The sequence below is a fragment of the Clostridium sp. CTA-19 genome (assembly GCF_054767855.1).
Genome location: NZ_BAAABH010000002.1, coordinates 123,052 through 144,212, shown reverse-complemented (window position 1 = coordinate 144,212; position 21,161 = coordinate 123,052). Strand labels below are relative to the sequence as shown.

Below are 21,161 nucleotides of genomic sequence, written 5' to 3'. Positions count from 1 at the left end.
AAAAGTTTTATTGAAATTTAAAGTATTTTGACCATGTCTTATTATTTAGGATATCAAAATTTAAAAATATATAATTTTAAATGTCAATTTAGACCTTATACTAAATGAGAGGAGCTAGTTTAATGAATAATTATTCTTCTAAAAATAAAAGTGAAATTTTAACTTTTTTAATTATAAATTTTGGGATTACAGTTTTGATGGGAGTTATTCTTTTTATTGCATATAAAAATGTTTCATCAGAATTTATTGAAAATTTTGCAATTGTTCAAATGCTTTATCCTGCATTTGCCACAATTATTACCATGAGATATTTTAGAAAAGAAGAAATCAAAAGACCTGTAAAGATATTTTTTAATATTTTCATTGTAACTACTATAATATCAATTATTATTTTATTTATAGGTACATTTGTCTTTAAAAACAATTTGAACATTTTATCAATTATTATACAAATAATTGTGGCTATATCTAGCTTTGTATCGGTTATTATTATACTACGTAATGATGATAATTCCTTTGAAAGTATAAATTTAAAATTTAATAATAATTTATGTAAAATTGCTATAATTTTATTAATATTTATAGGATTATATCTTCTTCGTATTGGCATATCTATATTGTTTCAAGATGATCAATCATTTGATGTGTTAAAAATACTTTCTACTTTACTTATGATGCCGTTAAGTTTATGTATAAATGCTTTTTTATCATTTACTATTTTTTTTGGAGAAGAATTTGGATGGAGAGGGTATCTTCAGCCAAGACTACAAAATATTTTTGGGAAAAGACTAGGAGTATTAATATTGGGATTTATTTGGGGTATATGGCACTTACCACTTTGTTTTACTTTATATAGCCCTGAGACACCAATATACTGTGTTATAAACCATATTTTATTTTGTGTATTTTTAGGCATTTTTTTAGGATTTGCATATATGAAAACTAATAATTTATGGACACCAATTTTGATACACTTTGCAAATAATACTATAGGAATGGCTCTAACCGGTGGAAAAGCAGGTGCTATAACACTAAAAGCCTTAATTTTTGCAGCAGTTCTTAATATTATTACCTATGGAACGTTTATATTTTCAAACGAATATAAAAAAGATAAGGATAAGACTATTATATAATATATATTTTAAATTAAGTAAAAACATTTTATAAAAACTTGCTAAGGAAATTAGTACTTAGTAAGTTTTTTATTTGTACATTATAATCTAAAAGTGTATTAATTCTATGATGAATTTCTTATTGTTTACAAATACAAGAATTAAGATTTTAAAATAATAACCGACATTAAGTATAGGTGTATTTTGGAATTTTAGAAGGAGTTGAAAAAGTTGACTTTTAAAATAGAATTTAATAATAAGGTGTATACAGATCAATACATAAAAGATGCTAACATAGATGAAATAATAATACTTTTAAAAGAACTTAATTTAAGTTATAGCCAATATAAAGACTTTCTTTTTAATAGAGAGCTCTTAGAAAACAAAGTTTTAGAATTGCTTAATAAAAAAGGTAGATTAATTAAAGATGAAGAGATATTTTTAAAGGAATCTTCTGAAATAGAACTAGCAACTACCTTAGTAGAACAGTCTATAGACTATATAAGCTTTACCGAAGAAAAAAGTGAAACATATAATTTTATATCTAATAAAAATATAATTGAAGGGGAGTATTTTAACATGACAGAAAATTTAATTGAAAATAACTTTAATTTGCAAGATGATATATTTATATACATAAATAGTGGAAGTATAATTTTTAAAAAAGAGGGTAGCAAAAGTTTATTAACATTACCCTTATCAATAGTAGTTTCTGATATAGAATCTCCTGATAATTTTCAACTTGAAATATTAGATTTAATACTGAAGAATGAAATAAAAAAAAGTTCAAGCTATATAATAAATGATATAGAAAACCTATTATGCAACAAAAATTCTACAATTATATTAGATGATAATGAAAATCATGTTACTATAAGTAAGGACACATTTATATATAAATTTTTAGATGCTCTAAAGGCGTTCTTTCAATTAAAACAAATAATATATAAAAACTTAATTATTGCCTTTAATGAGTACAATATGATAAAAATTTTAATAAAAGAGGAAGATAATAATTTATTAACATCAAATTTAAATGTAATAAATATTTTAGCATTAAATCTTTATAAAGATAATCTTGAAATAAATAAATATAATGATAACCTTTTATTTTTAGATATGAATAAAACTTTAATTTTAAAAAGCCACTGTGAGATTGAAGAAGGGGAGTTTTGTTATTCTGCAAAAGGAGAAGGTCATGTAGTTTCAAAAAATTTAAATATATCTGTAGAAGCTTTAAGTAATTTAATAATGAAATATGGTTATTATAAATCTTTGAATTTAAATATAAAAAGTGACTATATTAATTTTATTACAACAGAAGATATGTTTAGAGAATTAGATAAATTAGAAAATTTTAATGTTAATATAGACTTTTTTGATAGTAAAAACATAAATTTAAATTTAAAAGAAACAATAAAAAATTATCATTCAAATTTAAATACAATAATAATGTTTCTTCAAGATTCAGGCAAAAATGATTTAAATCTTAAATATGATTTAAAAGATAATATTATAGAAGTAACTCTTTCATATTATGAAATTAATAAACTATTAAGTCTTGTTTTATATAATTCATTAAAAGATGATCTAAAAAATATAGAAGGCAAGATATCATTAGTTGCTCCTATAAAAATAGTTAAACCTTTAAGAGAAATACTCAAAGAATTCATACCTGGAAAATTAGTTACTGGTATTTCAATAGATAAAATGATGAATTATATTGAAAATGGATATAAAAATGTGTGTAAAGGTATAATAGATCATACATTTAATCTTTATGATAAAGAGGCAGATATATCTTTAGTTACTTTAGATTTTAAAGGAGATATAATAGAAGTTTTAAACAATGATAAAAAGGTAAATAGTTTATTTAAAAGTATTAAAACTAGTAATTTAGATTTTACATTAAGAGTTGGTGGAATAGTAGAGAATTTAACTATTTATTTAGATGATTTTATTCCTTTAGATAAAACTGTGAAAGAGGAATTAAGTAAAAAAATAAACATGAATATAGATAACAATTGTATAAATAGTAATAAAATTTATGTTTATTTAGATGAAAGCAAATTAACACTTACAGTATTTAGCATACAAAATAAAGATAATGCAGAATTTATATCTGATATAATAATAAAAGAATTTTAAATTAAAAGTGTCGTACATAATTTAAATTTTATGTATGACACTTTTAATTTAATTATTATACAACGTATTTACAAGTAAGCTATTAGGATTGTTTTTTAATACATCTGATACTAATGATTCCATATCTTCAACTGTCAATAGGTTATAAGTAGAAAATATAAGCATCCATTCTTTATATTTTAAATTATCATCTAAGGCCAAAGCTTTTTTGCAATGATTAAATGCTAATTCCTCATAGCATAGTGGTGTTAATATAATTAATAGATAATACGAAGCTAAATAATGTCCATATGCTAACTCCTTTATAGAGTTTGAATTTTCTAGTTTTGCTAATTTATTTAATAACCAAAAATAAAAATTACTTTTGTTATAATAATTTTCTTCCTTAAAAACTATTAAATTATCTTCTGTCATATCAAATAAACTTAAATTACTTAAATTTAAGTTTAATACTTCATTAAGTTCTTCCATAAAAATTGCTCCTTATTAATTTGTTATTTTATAAATAGGTAATTGTTTATTATAGCATACTAAAATATTATACACATAAATATGATGAATTACCACCTAAAATTTGTAATTTAAAAGCTATTCAAGTACATATATTTCATTTTAAAGTAATAATTGTTTACATTTACTTAATATAACATTAATATGGAGACTAAAATATAAAAGGGTGGTGTAATAATGTTAATAAATAATAATGAGAGTTTATTCTTAAAAGCTAAAAAAAGTAAGAAGCTTGGTAATATAATTTGGACTCCTATACTAGCTGAAATTATGATTGAGTTTGGTGGATTTTTTGGCTGGATAGCTGCAATTATATTATTTAAATTCTTTACTACATTAGGATTAAATACAAATGACAATAAATTATTAATTCTCTTTTTAGATTTATCAGGATTTTTATTTATTAGTCTAGTAGTATTTTTTAGAGTAAAATTTATAGAAAAAAGAGACATATCAGATTTAGGGCTTAATAAGGAGAATAGTATTAGAAACTATTTAAAAGGTTTTTTACTAGGAAGTGTAATGATGTGTACAATTGCTTTTATATTATATATATTAGGTTATGCTACACTTGAAACGAATTCTATACAAAATGTAGGGATAAGTGCTATTACTAGCATACTTATAATTTTACCTGGATGGATTATTCAAAGTGCTAGCGAAGAAATAGTTGCAAGAGGGTGGCTAATGAATATTTTAGGTGCTAAATATAATGGGTTAGTAGGGCTCATTGTATCATCTATATATTTTGGATTAATTCATTTATTTAACCCTAATATCAATGTTTTAGCTATTGTAAATATTATTTTATCAGGATTTACATTTGGATTATATGTAATATATACAGGAAATCTTTGGGGGGCTTGTGGGTTACATGCTGCATGGAACTTTATGCAAGGCAATATATTTGGATTTGAAGTTAGTGGTTTAGATACATCAGTTGGTACACTTATAGATTTAAAATTAAAAGATAATTCAATAGTGTCCGGTGGTGTGTTTGGACCAGAAGCAGGTTTAGTAGCCACATTTATAGAGATAATAGTCATTATAGGGTTTATATATTTAATAAGAAAAAATAAAATGAAAAAAGTTTAGGATAAGTTCATAAATTATAAATAAGAACAGATTGAAATGAAAAAGATTCAGTCTGTTTTTATTAATTTTAAAATTATAATAATAAAGAAAGATTACTTAATAATTTGAGTATGATATAATATAGGAAAATAAAGTTAAATTTAATGGGTAGAAGATTAATATAATTATATAAACTTAGGGGTGTAAAATGATAGTTAATAGTATAAAGAGCTTAGGCCATTTAAAATTAGATTATAAAGTTAATAATAATGGATTTAGAATAAAAGGTATTGGAAAGAATTTTAAATTTAAAATAAATAAAAAAGTTACTAAAAACAAAAAAGTTATTACTAAAACTTTTATTATAAAAAAATAATTTAAATTTATAAAATTATAGTAGGTAAAAAAGATAGGTTATAGATATAATTATTATATAAAGCTATAAAAACCTTTCTTTTCAGTGATACATTTATGTCGTGAAATGTAAGTTTCACGACATTTTTATGTTTTTATGATATACTGTATATATTATGTAAATTATTTATTATTTTACCTTAGGAGGAATTTTTTATGGCTAAATTAAATTGTAAAAAACCCTATTACATAGATGATTTTTTAAATTATATGACTACTGTTAAAGGTGTCTCAAAAAGTACTCTAAAGGCCTATACATCAGATATAAATCTTTTTCTTAGATTCTTGAAATTGCATAAAAATTTAGTACCTCTAGATACTCATTTTGATAACATCCCTATCAATGATATTTCTATTGAACTTTTAAAAACCCTTACATTAAATGATTTTTATGCTTATGTCTCCTATTTAGAAAACTCTAGAGGAAATGGTCCTAGTGCTAAGGCAAGAAAAGTTGCTAGTTTAAAATCTCTTTTTAACTATCTTGTAAATAAAGTTAAGTTAATTCCCTACAATGTTACACTAGAACTGGAGTCCCCTAAATTAGGAAAACGTAGCCCTATTTATCTAACATTAGATGAAAGTAAAGATCTTTTAACTGCCGCTAAAACTAGAGATAAAAATTCACAAAGAGATTATTGTATCATTACCCTATTTTTAAATTGTGGACTTAGATTATCTGAACTTTGTAGTATAAACATATCTAATATTAAAGGTGACATATTAAAAGTTTTAGGAAAAGGTAACAAAGAAAGAACTATATATTTAAATAAAGCTGCACTAAAATCTATAAATAATTATATGCCTATTAGAAATGAAATTAATTTTAGAGTTAAAAATGAAGATAAAGACGCCCTATTTATAAGTGGAAAATATGGTAGAATTAACAAAAGAACTGTAGAGAGAATAGTAAAAAAATATGTTGGGCTTGCAGGTCTTGATAAGGATAAATACACACCACATAAGCTAAGGCATACTAGTGCTACTTTAATGCACAAATACGGAAAGGTTGATGTTAGAACATTACAACAGATTTTGGGTCATGAAAATGTAGCCACAACTCAAATATATACTCATGTAGACAATGACACTTTAAGAGAAGCTATAAATCAAAACCCATTGATGGATGAATAGATACTAATAGAATAAAAAATATATTATAGAAAATAATAAACATATAAATGCAATCTGTAACTAGTTAAAGATGGTATTTATTTAACAAATGAAGATAAAGAGGAGAAATAATACTCTTTATTTTACTAAACAAATGAAATAAGTAAGGAGGAGAATAATGACTACAAATAAAAAGCTTTCTCACAATGCCTATGGAGGAATTAAAGGTGAAGATTATATGCCTTTTGTACCTACTGATGTAGCAATGCCAGAAGCAACTACAATTTCTATAATAATTGGTATTATATTTGCTTGTATTTTTGCAGCAGCTAATGTATATCTTGGATTACAAGTTGGAATGACAATAGCTGCAGGTATACCAGCATCTATTTTAGGCGCTGGTATTTTAAAGAAAATATTTAGAAGAAATAATATTTTAGAAGCCAATATGATACAATCCGTTGCGGCTATGGGTGAATCTATAGCTGGTGGTATAATATATACCCTTCCCGCTATAATAATTTGGGGAATGACTTTAAATCTTTATACAATCTTTGTTTGTACTGCCCTTGGTGGTCTACTAGGTCTAATTTTTGTTATTCCATTTAGAAAATATTTAATAGTTGAGCAGCATGGTGAATTAATTTTTCCAGAAGGTATGGCTGCTGCCGAAGTTCTTGTTACAGGAATGGAAGGTGGAAGTGGTCTTAAAACTGTAACTACAGGTATTGGTGTTGGTGCCCTATTCAAATTTTTTTCATCTGCATTTAAAATTTGGCAAGAATCACCAGAATGGGTAATAACTCCTCTTCAAGGAACATTAATTGGAGTTAATGCAATGGCCTCTCTTGTAGGTGTTGGCTTTATTGTAGGACTGGAAGTAGCTCTTTATATGTTTGGTGGTGCACTAATTGCATGGCTTGGGCTTATACCATTAATAAAATATGTAGGAGCAGATCTTATGACTCCCTTGTTTCCTTCAGCATCTTTAATATCAGAAATGGGTGCATGGGACATTTGGAGTCAATACATAAGATATATAGGTGCTGGAGCTGTTGCGGCTGGTGGATTTATTAGTCTTGGTAAGTCATTACCAACAATAATAAAATCTTTTAAAACAGCACTACAAGGACTTGGTGGAAATAGTGAAACTACTATAGTAAAAAGAACTGATGTAGATACACCATTAACCTGGGTTTTAGGTGCAGCAATTTTAGTATTTATCCTTGGTTGGTTCCTACCAGGTTTAAAACTAGGTGCTTTAGGTTCATTTTTAGCAGTATTATTTGCATTCTTTTTTGCTGTAGTTTCAGCAAGGATGGCAGGAATTATTGGGGTATCTAATAATCCAGTATCAGGAATGACTATTGCTACCCTACTGTTTATTACAGGAATCTTAAAATTATTTAGATATGAAGAGCAAGCTGGTATGAATACTGCAATACTTTCAGGAGCTGTAGTATGTATAGCTATAGCTGTTGCTGGTGGAGTTGCTCAAAGTTTAAAAACTACTTACATAATTGGTGGTACTCCAAAAAAAGTTGAATGGGGCATGTATTTAGGTTTATTTTTAGCTTCTTTTGCAGCTGGTGGTGTTTTACTAATGCTACATAACAGTTATGGAATTGGATCTAAAGCTGTTCCAGCACCACAAGCTACATTGATGTCTATGGTTATCAAAGGTGTTATGACTGGACAATTACCATGGACACTAGTTGTTGTAGGCGCTATTCTAGGAATATTTTGTGCATTGGCAGGACTTCCAATACTTCCAGTGGCACTTGGACTATACTTACCAATACATTTAACTACGGCAATTTTAACTGGTGGAATAGTAAGAACTTTTGTAACTAAGAAATTTAAAACTAATGAAGAACAAGGTAAACTTCAAACAGAAAGAGGTATACTGTTATCTTCAGGATTGGTTGCTGGAGATGCATTAACAGGAATACTTGTAGCAATTATTTCAACAATTACAATTGGAGGTACTCCTCTATCAGAAAAAATATCTATTGGAACAAATTTTATGCCGTCAATTGCTAACAGCCCTTGGACTGCATTAGTAGCCTTTATATTATTAGCATATTGGGTATATGCATTTTCAATTAGAATAGAAGAAAAAGCTTAATATTGTTATGGGTGGAGTTTTGTACTCTACCCTATTTTTATATATTTTTTAATTTTCATTTACTTTTAAAGTGAATTTGTATTAAATTTAGATATATGTGTAATAATTTTAAATATAAGGAGTGAGTATAGTGATAAAAAAAGAAAGAAATTATGAAGAGCAAGATAATTTTCTTAGATATATACCAGTTATCAAACATGAGGATTATAAAATAAAAGATGATATTGTATATTTAATATTCTATCATAATAAATTAGCAGAAAGATTTTTAAGAAAGATTAACAAAAAAAGGCCTGCTATTAGTGATATTAAATTTGACAAAATAGGTAGCAATGTTTGGATGAATATAGATGGTAGAAAAAATGTTTATGATTTAGGTCAATGTTTACTTGAAATGCCTATTTTAAAAAAGGAATATGAAAATACAACAGAAAAAGATTATATTAATGGATGTCACCCTATCTATCAAAGACTTATAATGTTTTTGCGATATGTAAGTAAAAAAGGTTGGATTTCTTTTATTTTATCAGATGATATAATAAAAGATAAACATTAATAAAAACCTCTACCTTTCTAATTTAATAAGGGTCGAGGTTTTTTTATATAACATATGATTTTAAAAGCTATATTTCAATTTTATTATTTATCAGTACTACCAAAGCCACCTATTCTTTCACTGCCAATAAAATCATCGTCATCTGCTAAAAGATATTTTCTAAAGATTCCTTGACCTATAGCGTCGCCTTTTTCTATAATCCAAGGTTTATTACCTTCATTTCTTAACTTAATAAAGTAGTGACCTTCATTACTATCACAATTATAATAATCACTATCACCAAGTCCTATAGTGTTTGCAAGTCTTATGTAATATTTAAATCCCATTCCGCTTCTAGGATATATGTCTAAACTTTCATCGTTAAGCATATAAGATTTGAATCCAGTTGGAATTATGATATCCTCTTTAGGGTTCAATATAAAACTTATAGGAGAATATATATCATAGCCTGCTGCTCTAGCTGTAGCTCTTTTAGGCAATTTTAACTCATCATAAGATACATTTAAATCTTGAAAATCTTTTTCAAATTGATTTATAGAAATTTTTTCAAAGCCTCTAGTTCTTTTTTTATTCATTTAAAAGTCTCCTTTTCTTTAGATATAACATAATTATACATAAATAAAATACCATTAACAACTTTAAAAAGATATGAAAGAAATTTTATGATATATTTCATATATATAGTTAAAATTATAAAATTTACCGAGGATATATATTTTAAATCCATAAAAAATGAATTTATAACATGTTTTTTTATTCAAAATATACTTTAATATAAAGATAAAACATACAATTCATAGAAGTCAGCACTAAAATTTTATCAAAAATTATTAAAGCTCTAAAATATACAATAAAAAAGTTTAAAATAGTATATGATTTTATTTATAAAAAGAAATTTTCAAAGTAAAAAAATTCAAAGTAGAGCTGATTATTAAAAAAATTCCCGAGGCTATACAAGAATTTCACTTTTAAAATGAAAGTTATAAATGTTATAGATTCAATTGTTTTATAAAATAAATATAATGAATTTATATAGAATATGTATATAAAAAGTTTCTTTTTATAGTTAAAATTATCATTTTTGCATATTTTATTAGTATTTTGATAAGAATTATAAATATTAATCTTAACAAATAAATCTATATTACTGTATAAAATGAATTTACTCAATTACTTTATATATTTATTACAGAATATTAACAGAAAAGTAAGAAAAACATGGTTAAAAATGGTAAAATATATGTTAGAATTAATCTACATAACAATTGAAAATAATATTTTATATCAATATTATTATCCATGTGTATATTAATATAAAGAATAATTATTTTAAACTACATATTTTTATTAACTTTATAGGAGTTGTTGTAAAATGCTATTTAGTGAAATATTTCAAAAATACCTTTCTATGTATATACTTGCAATAACAGCACTCTTGGTTGGCAAGCTTGTTGGTTTCAAATTAATATTTTTTGCACTAGCTTTATTATTGTTATTTTTATGTATTGTACTAAGAAGAGATTTGAATTTTCATGAAAAATTTATAGAATTAGTAAATGTTAAGGAATTTAACAGATATATGTTAAGTGGTCAGAAAAAACAAAAGAATATTAGAGTATCAAATGTTTTAATAATATTTCTTTGGTCTATCACTTTTTTAATAAATGCAGTTACCATACCGTGGAAGGCAGGTTTTAAAACTGTATTGTGCAATTTTATTTTTGTAGTTTTAGTTGTTATGGTTTTTTTAAGTTTTATAGGGATATTTGTTTATAAAGATGAAGTTTGAAACATAAAAGTCTATGTGAAGATAGAATTAATTAATATTTTATCTTCACATAGACTTTTCTATATTTACTTATAAAGACTTATAAAGTTAAAAAATGACTTTAATTACTGAGTTTATGTTAAAAATAAAAATGCTTGTAGAACTTCAAAATAATCTTTAGATTTAAAAGTTATAGTATTGCTGTCTTTTAACTCAACTTTTGGAAAAAAGCTAGCTTTATAGGCATCATTATGATTTTTATAACTTATTTCTACGTTAAAACTGTTAGGTAAAGGTTCTATAAATTTATCAAAAACAGCTTCTTTTATTAAATTTTCTGTTGTTTTTGAAATTGTATCTTCTATTTCCATAGGGTGGATATTTACAGCAGAATCTCCTACTCCAGTTTTAGTTACAATAGTCTTAATATTTTTATTAACCTTTTTAACTTCTTCACACAATGCTCTATCTCCAGTTACTAAAACAACAGGAACACCTATATATAATGAAGTATAATAATTAATTTTAAATTCACTAGCTATTTCATCATTTATTTTTATATATAAAATTTTATTAGGGTCCATTGTATGAGCTAAAGGACTTCCATTTGTTCCACCAGCACTATGATAACCTATAAATATGCTGCAATTAAAACTTTTATCGAGTCCTTCCATCATTAGATAAGGATGATAAGCCCACCCTCTAATTAAATTGGCTTCTCTAGGTAAGTCTCTATGAATTATATTTCTTCCACTTTCATGTGCATCCTTTATAAAAATATCAGCTGTATTATTCTTCAATGCACCTAAACAAACGGCGTTAACTTCTCTTGTAAGTTGAATCTTAAATTCTTCATAATCTTCATGTCCTTTTGTAGTTTCATTCCAATGACAAATATCACTTACACCTTCAATATCTGCACTTATAAAAATTTTCATTTAAACACCTCTTTTATTTGTATATACTATAGAGTTTATCATATAATTGTTTATTTACAGCTAATTAATATTCACATATTATTTCAATATTATGAATTAATTGACTTAAAAGGTAAATAAATATAAAATGTATAATATATACATTTTATATTTATTCTATACAGAACATTAAATGGAGGTATGAAATGAAGAAGAGTGAAAAATTAATAGCTATTTGTATAATTTTTTTAGTTTTAGGACTTAGTTTATATAAAAATAGTTACTTTTATATTAATTCTAATATGTATTTATCTAGTAAAAATGAATCCGATAAAACTATTTATCATATGACAAATGTAATAGATTCACAGGATGGAAAGAGTTTTGATTTTAATAAATTTACAGGTAAATGGTCTTTGATGGAGGCTTTTTGTGACAAAGATACAAAAATAGTTATAAAAGATAAAACTAGGATTAATAAGGGGTTATTTTATATTGTAGTATTAGATTCTAACTATAACATAGTAGCTAAAAAAAATGAGGTGAAAGAAAATGAAGATGAAGATATAGAAATTAATATACCTAAAAGTGATAAATATCTTATTAGAATTATCGGTGAGGATGCAGGTGGACACCTTAATATAAAGATAAAAGGAAATGAGAATATAAATCACATAGATTTTTTCTCAGCTTAAGCTAATATATTTTATTTTAAATTTGTTTTTGTAAAATGCATAAAAATTATACTAAAGTCAATAATTGAAATAAGAATTGGTGATAAAATAATCTCCACTCACCTTAATGAATATTTGTAAAATGTTTTTGTTGTGTGAATTTTCTCTCTATATTTACTTATTAAAACATAAATGGAATGTGTATTTAAAAAATTATCACCAATTCTTAAACCTACTATTTATAATATATTATTTTTCATTATTCTTTTGAGTTCCCATTATAAGCTTACGTATAACTTCCCCGTCTTCTTCACGTTTTTCCATAAGATTCATTATTTTATTATTTAGTTCTGTTTCTTTACTATTTAATTTTTCTTTATATCCTTCTTCTAAAGTTAACATTTTTCTTTCATATTCAAGTTTAATTTTTTCAAGTTCCATTTCACTTAAATATATATTTTTATTATTTAACTCCTCTACCTCTTTTTTATAATTGTTTTGTAAAATAGCAAGCTTCTCTTCAAGATTTTCAACTTTAAACTCTTTTTCTTTTAAGTAATTTTTTAAAGTTGAAATTTCCTTTTCTAAATCATTAATCAATTTATTTTTCTTTTCATCTACCTCTTTTATACTTTTAAACTCATATAGTGATTTTTCCATATCTTTATTTTTTTCTTCTAACATAACATTAAAGTTCTTTAATTGATTTAAATCACCTTCTAAAGAACTTATTTTCTTATCTCTTTTATCAATTTCTTTATTAAGCTCTTTTAATTTATTATTTTCTTCTTTTAATGTGGCTATCTCCTTTTTAAGATTATTTATCTCTCCTTCTTTCAATACATTAGCTTCTTTATTTAAATTAGTTACTTCTTGAAATTTTATTTTATTTCGCTCTGTAGAATTTATAAATATGTCTACAATTCTTCCTGTAATGTTTTGTAATTCTTTAATATCATCATTAATACTAAAGTTATCATCCTTAATTGAATTTAACTCATAGAATTTTACCATAGTTTCCATGAATTCTTTGTTGTTTATTCCTTGTTTTTGTGCTAAATCATTAAATTTTTCCTTTAATTCATCACTTATTCTTACACTAAAAGTCGTATCCATAAAAATTCTCCTTAAATCTATAAAATTTGTTTACTTCTATATATACTTATTAATTGTAAACATTAAGTTTTCAATGTAAACCTAATGTTTACACTGTAAATTATATCATAGATCGGTAAACAAATAAATGATTAACTGTTAATAATTATAGAAAATAAGTTAAACTCAATATAACTTTTATTATATCGAGTTTAACTTAAATATAAAATATAAGTTAAAATAATAAATCTTAAAAAGAGGAAGTAATTAACTATATAATAAAAAATGTGATGAAAAACATAAAAAATAACCTAAAAAGAGGTAGCGAACACATTGAAATAAAAAAACAAAAGTGAGTAAAAAACTTTCACCCACTTGTATAATTCACCTATGAATTTAATTTTAAAAAAATTTAAATTGTATAAATTGAAGTTGAATAATAATTATCAATGAATAATAATATTTTTTAAGCTCTATTTTTTATAAATTATATAATTTCAAAATCAAGATAAACTATAAAGTTAGTACATATGAGTAATAGTCATCATTTTCTTGTAAAAGAGTAAATCCAAGAGAAGTGAAAAGCTTTTGAGATCTTATATTATATTTATAAACTAAAGGTATATGAAGTTCTGTTAATCCTAAAATTTTCGCACGATTTATCAATGTAGATACAACTTGTTTTCCAATACCTTTTCCAAAATAATCACTATCTCCTATAACTATAGGTAAATTTTCTTGTGATAAAGTTACATCTCCTATAGCTTTCCAAGAATTATTTTCTAAAATTTCTATAAAGTATAATTCACCAATTGACGATAAATAATCATACATTTTAGTTATTTTTTCTATTTCATAAGGTGCTATATCCTTGCCTTCAGAATAATACAATATATCAGGATTACTGTACCATGGCAGTGCCAACTTATATCTGTCTTTCGTGACTTTCGTTAGTTTTAATCTATCGTTTATATATATAGTTTTCGGTTGTTTGATTTTTTTGAAACTCATAAAAACACCCCTTTATAAAACATATATTAAAATAAATTAGAAATCGAAATCTCCTATATATAAGATATAAAAATCCAAAATCAAGCTTAAATACACATTTAAATTTAAAATTAGGGAACTGAAGATTGGTTAATAAATATTTTTACTTAATCTTAGCAAAGATGTAAATTATAAACCTAATAAAATACAATTCAATTTTAAAGTATAGAAAATTTCGAAAACTTAATATATTAATATAAGAGGGAAAGTATGCCCTCTTATATTAATATATTATTTAATTGTAAAATAGATGCCACTGTCAATATTACAAATATGAATAAAAAACTTGAATATAACATTTTAGATTTTAAAGAATGCTTTTTACGTTGTGTATTAAAATATGAATTTATATCTTCAGCAAGAGCGTCTAATCTGTTGGTATTACTAGCGTTGGTGTTTAGCGAGATATTGCTACATATATTTAATGAATTTACTTCTATTTTTAATATTTCATCATAAAAATATAAAATATACGAATTATTAACAGTTTTGAATTTTATGTTATTTTTTCTTAAATAGTATAAAATCAAATCATCAACAGAATAGCCACGTTCACCATAAATGCTATAACTATATTTTCCGTGATCAAAAGAAATATAATACAAAATTCCCATAAGTGCTAATACAAATAAACTTTTAAAACTAATTAAACTATGATACTCTATAGCATAAGCTAAATAACATAAATTAAAATATGTCATAACATAAAATGATTCTATATATGACTTTATAATAAATTTTCTTTTTAAAAAAATTAATAAAAACGTAGAAAAACTAACAAGTATACCTAATACTAAACTAACATTAAGCATATTGGCCTCCTTTGTACATAAACTGTAAATTATTTTAAAACCATATGAATTTTAACATATATATGTTAAATAAACTAGGAGATTTTAATAATTTATTAAAGAAGCTAAATTTAGAATTTTGCCTATTTTTGAAATGAATTTTTAAAAAGATAAGAGAATTCTATAAAGTCATATATGTTAGTATGTTTTTTATTAGTAAAACTTATAAATAATATATTAATCATTGTTAATGTAAATAGTATATTATTTTAATTCTACAAACACTTGTATAATCCCTGTTAATAAAATATAAATTAAGCATTTTAAAGTACTTAAACTATGAAAAGTGGAAAAAAATATAAATTTAATATATAATTGTTTAGTACTTTTAAAATATAACTAAATGTAACTAAGGAGAAAAGAAATGAGTAGTAACAACAAAATCAAAGGAATTATTTATATAATACTAGCTTCTTTATCTTTTGCAACTATGAACCTTTTTGCAAAATTAGCACTTGAATGTAGCCCATATCAAAAAACTTTTATTTCAAATGCAGTAGCAACAATTATAATTTCTATAATAATACTTAAGAGAAAAGATTCTTTTTTAGGTAAAAGAGAAAATAGAAAGTATTTACTTTTAAGAGGTGTTATGGGAACAATTTCTATATTAACCTTATATTATTCTATAGAATCTTTATTGCTTGCAGATGCAACGATACTTACTAAATTAAGTCCATTTTTCACAATAATATTTTCATTTTTTATATTAAAAGAAAGAATCACTAAAAAGCAACTTATATTTTTATTGTTAGCTTTTATAGGAAGTTTATTTGTTATTAAACCCCAATTTAATGCAGCTATAATACCAGCATTAATGGGTGTTATTTCTGCATTAAGTGCTGGTGTAGCTTATACAATGATAAGAGTTTTAGGTGATAAAGAAAGCTTTTTTACAGTTATACTGTCTTTTACTGGCATAGCAACTATAACTATGAGTCCATGGATTCTTGTTAACACAAGTGCTTTAACATTAACTAACATAACATTTTTAATATTAGGAGGGCTTTCATTTACATTAGGGCAAATCTTTTTAACATTGGCATATAAAAATGCTCCAGCTAGCGAAATATCTATGTTTGATTACATCGGTCTTTTATTTGCTGCATTATATGGATTTGTTCTTTTTAAAGAAATACCTGACTACCTATCTTTAATAGGTTATGGAATTATTATTGTAGTTTCTATAATTAACATATATTTTTCAAAATCTAGTGAATAAAAAAAGAACCATATCAAATTTGAAGTTGATATGGTTCTTTTCTTTTATTCTTTTTTAAATGGCCTTAATCCATCAAATACCCCTTGTATTTTATTCCATGTATTATAATCTACATTTCCAGTTTCATCAAGCCCGAAGTATCTTTGAAAATCTAATACAGATTTTTTAGTATCATCATCAAAAACTCCAGTAATTTTAGGTTTAGATATAGTTGGATATATATCTGAAATAACAGCAAGATGATACTGAAGTAACCTTACTTCATCTCCTATTGATCCTTCTTTTAACATATAGTTAGAAGGCAATTGATTTTTATTACTTTTAGGGAATGTACTTTCAATTTCATAATATATTTCAATAAGTTTTTCCCAGGTGTTTCGTCCTACTATACCATCAACTAACATATTAAAATACTTTTGAAAAGCTAAAACAGCGTTTTTAGTATCATCATCAAAAACTCCAGTGATTTTAACTTTTGGTATTTCGTTATAAAGATTAGATATAACTAATAAATAATATTGTAAAAGTTTTACTTCATCACCTGTAGAGCCTTCTTTAAGAGTAACATATTTATACTCCTCAGTACTACTAAGTGCTTCTACTTCTTCTAAATTTAAAACAGCAGAGTAAATAAAATAAATTCTATTCCATGTAGAACGACCTACTATTCCATCAGGTATTAAATTAAAAATATTTTGAAATGCAATAACTGCCTTTTCAGTAGCAACATCAAAGAACCCATCCACTTTTGGAATCTTAGGTATAGCAGTATAATTATTACTGATTTCATTTAATTTTAACTGTATAATTTTAACATCCTCTTCTTTACTATTTAGCATTAAAGTGTTTCCAGGATAAGGCGCTAACATACCTTCTATATTATTAGCCATAATTAGTGAAATATCATATCCATAATAATGTTGTAATATTCCAAAACCGTCATAGCCTCTAATTGCTAAATCCAAAGATCCCCATTGGGATAAGCCGTTACAAGTAACTGTTATACCATTACAAAATGTTGCAAATAATGGTTCAAGTAATCCTATTTTAGATATATATTGATTAAATATATCATCAACCATTTGGCTTACATTAGTAAAATAATTTCGTCCTAATTCAAAGCATTGATCATATGCTTTAGAATTAGTAATTTCAAAACTATATCCTTTATCTCTATACCATGAGGTATAAACTCTATTTAATGCAAAAGAAACTTGAGCACGAATATTTGCTTTTAAAGCTTCACTGCGCCAAGTCGGGTAAATTTCACTACAAGCAACATTTTTAATATACTCCGGAAAAGCTACTGTCACATTTTCCGCATATGCATTTGGTTCTCCTAAATGAACAGTTATATATTTAGGAATATATGTCTCTTTTAAAAGATACTGTGCTACTTTTGGTCCTACTTGTTTATTCCTTGGCTCACTTAAAGTAAGTTGATGTGGAGGAATATTTAATATGTTTTCTTTTATATTACTTTTAGGATTTTGAAGAAACATTTCTATCTTTTGAAGAGCTGTTACATTTGGGAAAATCTGAACTCCATTTATAACCGTAGGTATATACCCTTCTGCCTCTGCTGTAATAGTATAAAGTTTATATGGTATTACCTCATTTTGAGCTGTTTGTGAAAATTCTTCTGCTGGCGCTTCTAATGCTATTGTTTCTGCTATTCCACTAATATTAGTGTACAACACTTTTTCAAAGGATATATCTTCATCGTTAAATTTACGAATAGTGACTTTACAATTTTGAACTGGCATAGCTTCTTTTGCAAAAGAAACTTGAACCCTTATATATCCTGTAGCCATAAAATCTCCTTTAGAAAGTTCTATTAATATAAATATATGATATAATTATATTAAATATGTAGGAAAACTTACTTATAGAATATATATTTAAAAATTAAAAAATATCTATAAACTAAAGGTTCTTAGTTTATAGATATTTTATTAATTTAAAATCTTATTACTTAAATCCAAGTAATAACCCTACTTGATATACAAGTACTGCAGCTATCCATGCAACTACAAATGTATAAACCGCTGTGAATAATGTCCATTTCCAAGAGTTAGTTTCTCTTTTTACCGCACCAAGAGCAACTAAACAAGGTGTATATAATAAAGACATTACCATAAAAGATAAGGCAGATAGTGGAGTAAATATTGATTGAATTGCAGTTGTTACTGCAACACCTTCTTCTACACCAGCATAAATTAATCCCATTGTAGCTACAACAGTTTCTTTAGCTAATATACCAGTTATAAGAGATATACCAGCTTGCCATGTTCCAAAACCAGCTAAAGTAAATAATGGAGCAAAGAAACCACCTATAATACCAAGAAGTGACTCTTCACTATTAGGTTCAACACCTAATGGGAAGTTAGATAATGCCCAAAGAACCACCATTACTGGTAAAATAACTTTTCCTGCTTTTTTAATAAATGCACCAGCTTTATCCCACATTAACATTACAACATTTTTGATTGATGGTACCTTATAGCTTGGAAGTTCCATTACAAAATAAGAAGGTTCACCTTTAAATAACGTTTTACTAAATATTTTTCCCATTAAAAGTGCCACAAGAAGTCCACCAGCATAAAGTCCGAATAATATTAAAGCTTGATTTTTCTCAAAGAATGCTGTTATAAATAATAAATATACAGGAAGTCTTGCACCACAAGAAATAAATGGATTTATAAGTATTGCAATCATTCTATCTTTTTTATTTTCAAGAGTTCTTGTTGCCATTATACCAGGAACATTACATCCGATACTAACAAGCATAGAAACAAAGGTTTTTCCATGAAGACCTAAAGCTCTCATTAATTTATCCATAACATAAGCAGCTCTGGCCATATAACCACTGTCTTCTAATATACCAATTAAGAAATACATCACCATAATTAAAGGTAGGAAAGCTATTACAGCTGCTAAACCACCAAAAATTGCATCGCTAACAAAACTTGATAAAACTTCTGGAGCGCCTGCATTTGTAAGGAAAGCACCGGTAGACGCCCCTAATGATGCAATAAGCCCATCAGTCCAATCTTGAATTCCTGCACCAACAGTAAATGTAATTTGATATAATAAATACATAATTAGTCCAAATATAGGAATTCCTAAAAATTTATTCGTTACCACTTTATCTATTTTATCTGAAACAGTTTCTTTAGATTGTTCTTTTCTAGTTACCGTATCTGATACAATTTCAGATATTACAGAATATCTTTCGTTTACGATAGCCATTTCTGGCTCAAAACCAACTTTTTCTTCAATTCCTTTGTAGCATCCTTCTAGTTGCTTTTTTAATTTATCATCTTCATCAATGTTAAGTTCCCTTTTTATATGAGAATCATTTTCTAAAAGCTTTAATGCAGCCCATTTTGAAGAAAGAGTGCTATCTTTAACATTTTTTTCAATAGATTTTGCTAAACCTTCTAACTCTTTATTGATATCTTCACCATAATTAATTTTTATATTTGAAGTATTAATATTATCTTTTATACTAGCTTTTATAAGATTGTCTATACCTTTATTTTTTACAGCAACTGTTGGTATAACATCTATCCCTAGTTTTTTAGAAAGTTCTTTTATTTTAATAGAAATTTCTTTGCTTTCAGCCTCGTCCATCATATTTAAAGCTATAACTACTTTAGCTCCCATTTCTATTAATTGAAGTGTAAGATATAAGTTTCTTTCTATATTAGTAGCATCAATTACATTTATAACTACATCTGGATTATCTTTTACTATGTAATTTCTTGCTATAACTTCATCTTCAGAATAGGCACCTAAACTATAAGTGCCTGGTAAATCTACAATTTTATACTCATTACCTTCATATTTTAAAATACCTTCTTTTTTTTCTACAGTAACTCCTGGCCAATTTCCTACATGTTGTCTAGCTTTAGTTAATATATTAAACAAACTAGTCTTTCCGCAGTTAGGATTACCTGCTAATGCTATTGTCTTCATTTTAATCCCCCTCTTTGATAATGAAAGTTATTATCAATAAAATTCCAAAAAAATTTTCTTTAAGTTGCTATCATAATATTCTTAGCTATATTATTATCTAAAGCAAATCTACTATCCTCTATAGAAATTATAAGACTTCTTCCATCATTTTTAATTATTTTTATTTTATTACCTGATATAATTCCTAATTCTCCAAGTCTTTTGTTTAGTCCATCTTTCATAGATATAGATTTCACTTCCACTGTATTACCTTCTGTTGCTAGATTCATAGGTACTATCATAAAATCACCTCTTTTTATTCTCCGCTAATAACTTTAGCTTCATCTTTTCTAAGGGTTAATTTGTATCCCCTTACTAAAATCTCAAGTGGATCACCAAAAGGCGCTTTACCAGTTACTTTAAGTTCTACACCTGGTGTTATACCCATATCTAAAAGCTTTCTTTTTACAGCACTATCTTTTTCTATACTTTTCACTTTAATTTTCTCGCCAATACTTAATTGATCTAATGTGTTCATAATAACCTCCCTAGTATATTACTTTTAAATA

At 25.3% G+C, this 21,161-nt stretch carries 20 protein-coding genes; 10 read left to right on the top strand and 10 right to left on the bottom strand.

All coding sequences use genetic code 11. The annotated features are described in order from the left end of the window. The first annotated feature begins 122 nt into the window (after positions 1 to 122). Together ACYUE0_RS01895 and ACYUE0_RS01890 are read left to right on the top strand one after the other, a co-directional pair. Positions 123 to 1,133, top strand: a complete 1,011-nt coding sequence (locus ACYUE0_RS01895) for a CPBP family intramembrane glutamic endopeptidase (protein WP_460269296.1) — start codon at positions 123 to 125, stop codon at positions 1,131 to 1,133. Between the two features lie 210 nt (positions 1,134 to 1,343). Next, positions 1,344 to 3,260, top strand: a complete 1,917-nt coding sequence (locus tag ACYUE0_RS01890) for a hypothetical protein (RefSeq protein ID WP_460269295.1) — start codon at positions 1,344 to 1,346, stop codon at positions 3,258 to 3,260. Positions 3,261 to 3,308: 48 nt separating this feature from the next. On the opposite strand, the gene ACYUE0_RS01885 is transcribed toward ACYUE0_RS01890, so the two are convergent. Continuing rightward, positions 3,309 to 3,731: a hypothetical protein gene (locus ACYUE0_RS01885; protein ID WP_061994269.1), complete on the bottom strand. Its 423-nt coding sequence runs from the start codon at positions 3,729 to 3,731 to the stop codon at positions 3,309 to 3,311. 216 nt (positions 3,732 to 3,947) lie between these two features. On the opposite strand from ACYUE0_RS01885, the gene ACYUE0_RS01880 reads away from it, so the two are divergent. The 5 genes from ACYUE0_RS01880 (at position 3,948) to ACYUE0_RS01860 (ending at position 9,055) form a co-directional block, all read left to right on the top strand. Next, entirely contained in the window at positions 3,948 to 4,865 is a 918-nt protein-coding gene (locus ACYUE0_RS01880) for a CPBP family intramembrane glutamic endopeptidase (protein ID WP_216450836.1), read from the top strand. A gap of 187 nt (positions 4,866 to 5,052) precedes the next feature. After that, positions 5,053 to 5,220, top strand: coding sequence for a hypothetical protein (locus ACYUE0_RS01875; protein WP_155844777.1), 168 nt, complete (start codon positions 5,053 to 5,055; stop codon positions 5,218 to 5,220). 194 nt (positions 5,221 to 5,414) lie between these two features. Further along, positions 5,415 to 6,392 (top strand): tyrosine recombinase XerC, encoded by a 978-nt coding sequence (locus tag ACYUE0_RS01870; RefSeq protein WP_460269294.1) that lies wholly within the window; start codon positions 5,415 to 5,417, stop codon positions 6,390 to 6,392. A 157-nt stretch (positions 6,393 to 6,549) separates the two neighbouring features. Then, positions 6,550 to 8,499 (top strand): OPT family oligopeptide transporter, encoded by a 1,950-nt coding sequence (locus ACYUE0_RS01865; protein WP_061994267.1) that lies wholly within the window; start codon positions 6,550 to 6,552, stop codon positions 8,497 to 8,499. A 130-nt stretch (positions 8,500 to 8,629) separates the two neighbouring features. Then, positions 8,630 to 9,055, top strand: coding sequence for a PqqD family protein (locus ACYUE0_RS01860; protein ID WP_460269293.1), 426 nt, complete (start codon positions 8,630 to 8,632; stop codon positions 9,053 to 9,055). 83 nt (positions 9,056 to 9,138) lie between these two features. Here ACYUE0_RS01860 and ACYUE0_RS01855 read toward each other — a convergent pair whose 3' ends face one another. Beyond that, complete coding sequence (locus ACYUE0_RS01855) at positions 9,139 to 9,630, bottom strand: dCTP deaminase/dUTPase family protein (protein ID WP_010297161.1); 492 nt, start codon at positions 9,628 to 9,630, stop codon at positions 9,139 to 9,141. Positions 9,631 to 10,427: 797 nt separating this feature from the next. Here ACYUE0_RS01855 and ACYUE0_RS01850 point away from each other — a divergent pair. Beyond that, on the top strand, positions 10,428 to 10,844 hold the full coding sequence (locus ACYUE0_RS01850) for a hypothetical protein (protein WP_199869381.1): 417 nt from the start codon (positions 10,428 to 10,430) through the stop codon (positions 10,842 to 10,844). A gap of 113 nt (positions 10,845 to 10,957) precedes the next feature. Here the strand turns inward: ACYUE0_RS01850 and ACYUE0_RS01845 are convergent, their stop codons facing one another. Continuing rightward, positions 10,958 to 11,761 carry a M55 family metallopeptidase gene (locus ACYUE0_RS01845; RefSeq protein ID WP_460269292.1) on the bottom strand — a complete coding sequence of 268 codons (804 nt, stop codon included), beginning with the start codon at positions 11,759 to 11,761 and terminating at the stop codon, positions 10,958 to 10,960. Between the two features lie 185 nt (positions 11,762 to 11,946). Here ACYUE0_RS01845 and ACYUE0_RS01840 point away from each other — a divergent pair, with 185 nt between their 5' ends. After that, entirely contained in the window at positions 11,947 to 12,435 is a 489-nt protein-coding gene (locus ACYUE0_RS01840) for a hypothetical protein (protein WP_199869383.1), read from the top strand. 228 nt (positions 12,436 to 12,663) lie between these two features. Here the strand turns inward: ACYUE0_RS01840 and ACYUE0_RS01835 are convergent, their stop codons facing one another. From ACYUE0_RS01835 to ACYUE0_RS01825, 3 genes are all read right to left on the bottom strand, one after another. Next, positions 12,664 to 13,530, bottom strand: a complete 867-nt coding sequence (locus ACYUE0_RS01835) for a coiled-coil domain-containing protein (RefSeq protein WP_199869384.1) — start codon at positions 13,528 to 13,530, stop codon at positions 12,664 to 12,666. Between the two features lie 492 nt (positions 13,531 to 14,022). Next, complete coding sequence (locus ACYUE0_RS01830; RefSeq protein WP_460269291.1) at positions 14,023 to 14,520, bottom strand: GNAT family N-acetyltransferase; 498 nt, start codon at positions 14,518 to 14,520, stop codon at positions 14,023 to 14,025. 257 nt (positions 14,521 to 14,777) lie between these two features. Next, on the bottom strand, positions 14,778 to 15,371 hold the full coding sequence (locus tag ACYUE0_RS01825; RefSeq protein ID WP_199869386.1) for a hypothetical protein: 594 nt from the start codon (positions 15,369 to 15,371) through the stop codon (positions 14,778 to 14,780). 403 nt (positions 15,372 to 15,774) lie between these two features. Here ACYUE0_RS01825 and ACYUE0_RS01820 point away from each other — a divergent pair, with 403 nt between their 5' ends. Beyond that, on the top strand, positions 15,775 to 16,632 hold the full coding sequence (locus ACYUE0_RS01820) for a DMT family transporter (protein WP_460269290.1): 858 nt from the start codon (positions 15,775 to 15,777) through the stop codon (positions 16,630 to 16,632). Between the two features lie 44 nt (positions 16,633 to 16,676). Here ACYUE0_RS01820 and ACYUE0_RS01815 read toward each other — a convergent pair whose 3' ends face one another. The 4 genes from ACYUE0_RS01815 to ACYUE0_RS01800 all read right to left on the bottom strand — a co-directional run bounded on the left by ACYUE0_RS01815 (position 16,677) and on the right by ACYUE0_RS01800 (position 21,130). Beyond that, positions 16,677 to 18,446: a peptidoglycan-binding protein gene (locus ACYUE0_RS01815; protein WP_460269289.1), complete on the bottom strand. Its 1,770-nt coding sequence runs from the start codon at positions 18,444 to 18,446 to the stop codon at positions 16,677 to 16,679. A gap of 157 nt (positions 18,447 to 18,603) precedes the next feature. After that, positions 18,604 to 20,613, bottom strand: a complete 2,010-nt coding sequence (feoB, locus tag ACYUE0_RS01810) for a ferrous iron transport protein B (protein ID WP_460269288.1) — start codon at positions 20,611 to 20,613, stop codon at positions 18,604 to 18,606. A 59-nt stretch (positions 20,614 to 20,672) separates the two neighbouring features. Then, positions 20,673 to 20,894, bottom strand: coding sequence for a FeoA family protein (locus ACYUE0_RS01805; RefSeq protein WP_010297197.1), 222 nt, complete (start codon positions 20,892 to 20,894; stop codon positions 20,673 to 20,675). Positions 20,895 to 20,908: 14 nt separating this feature from the next. Then, positions 20,909 to 21,130, bottom strand: a complete 222-nt coding sequence (locus tag ACYUE0_RS01800) for a FeoA family protein (protein WP_010297200.1) — start codon at positions 21,128 to 21,130, stop codon at positions 20,909 to 20,911. Positions 21,131 to 21,161 lie beyond the last annotated feature (31 nt).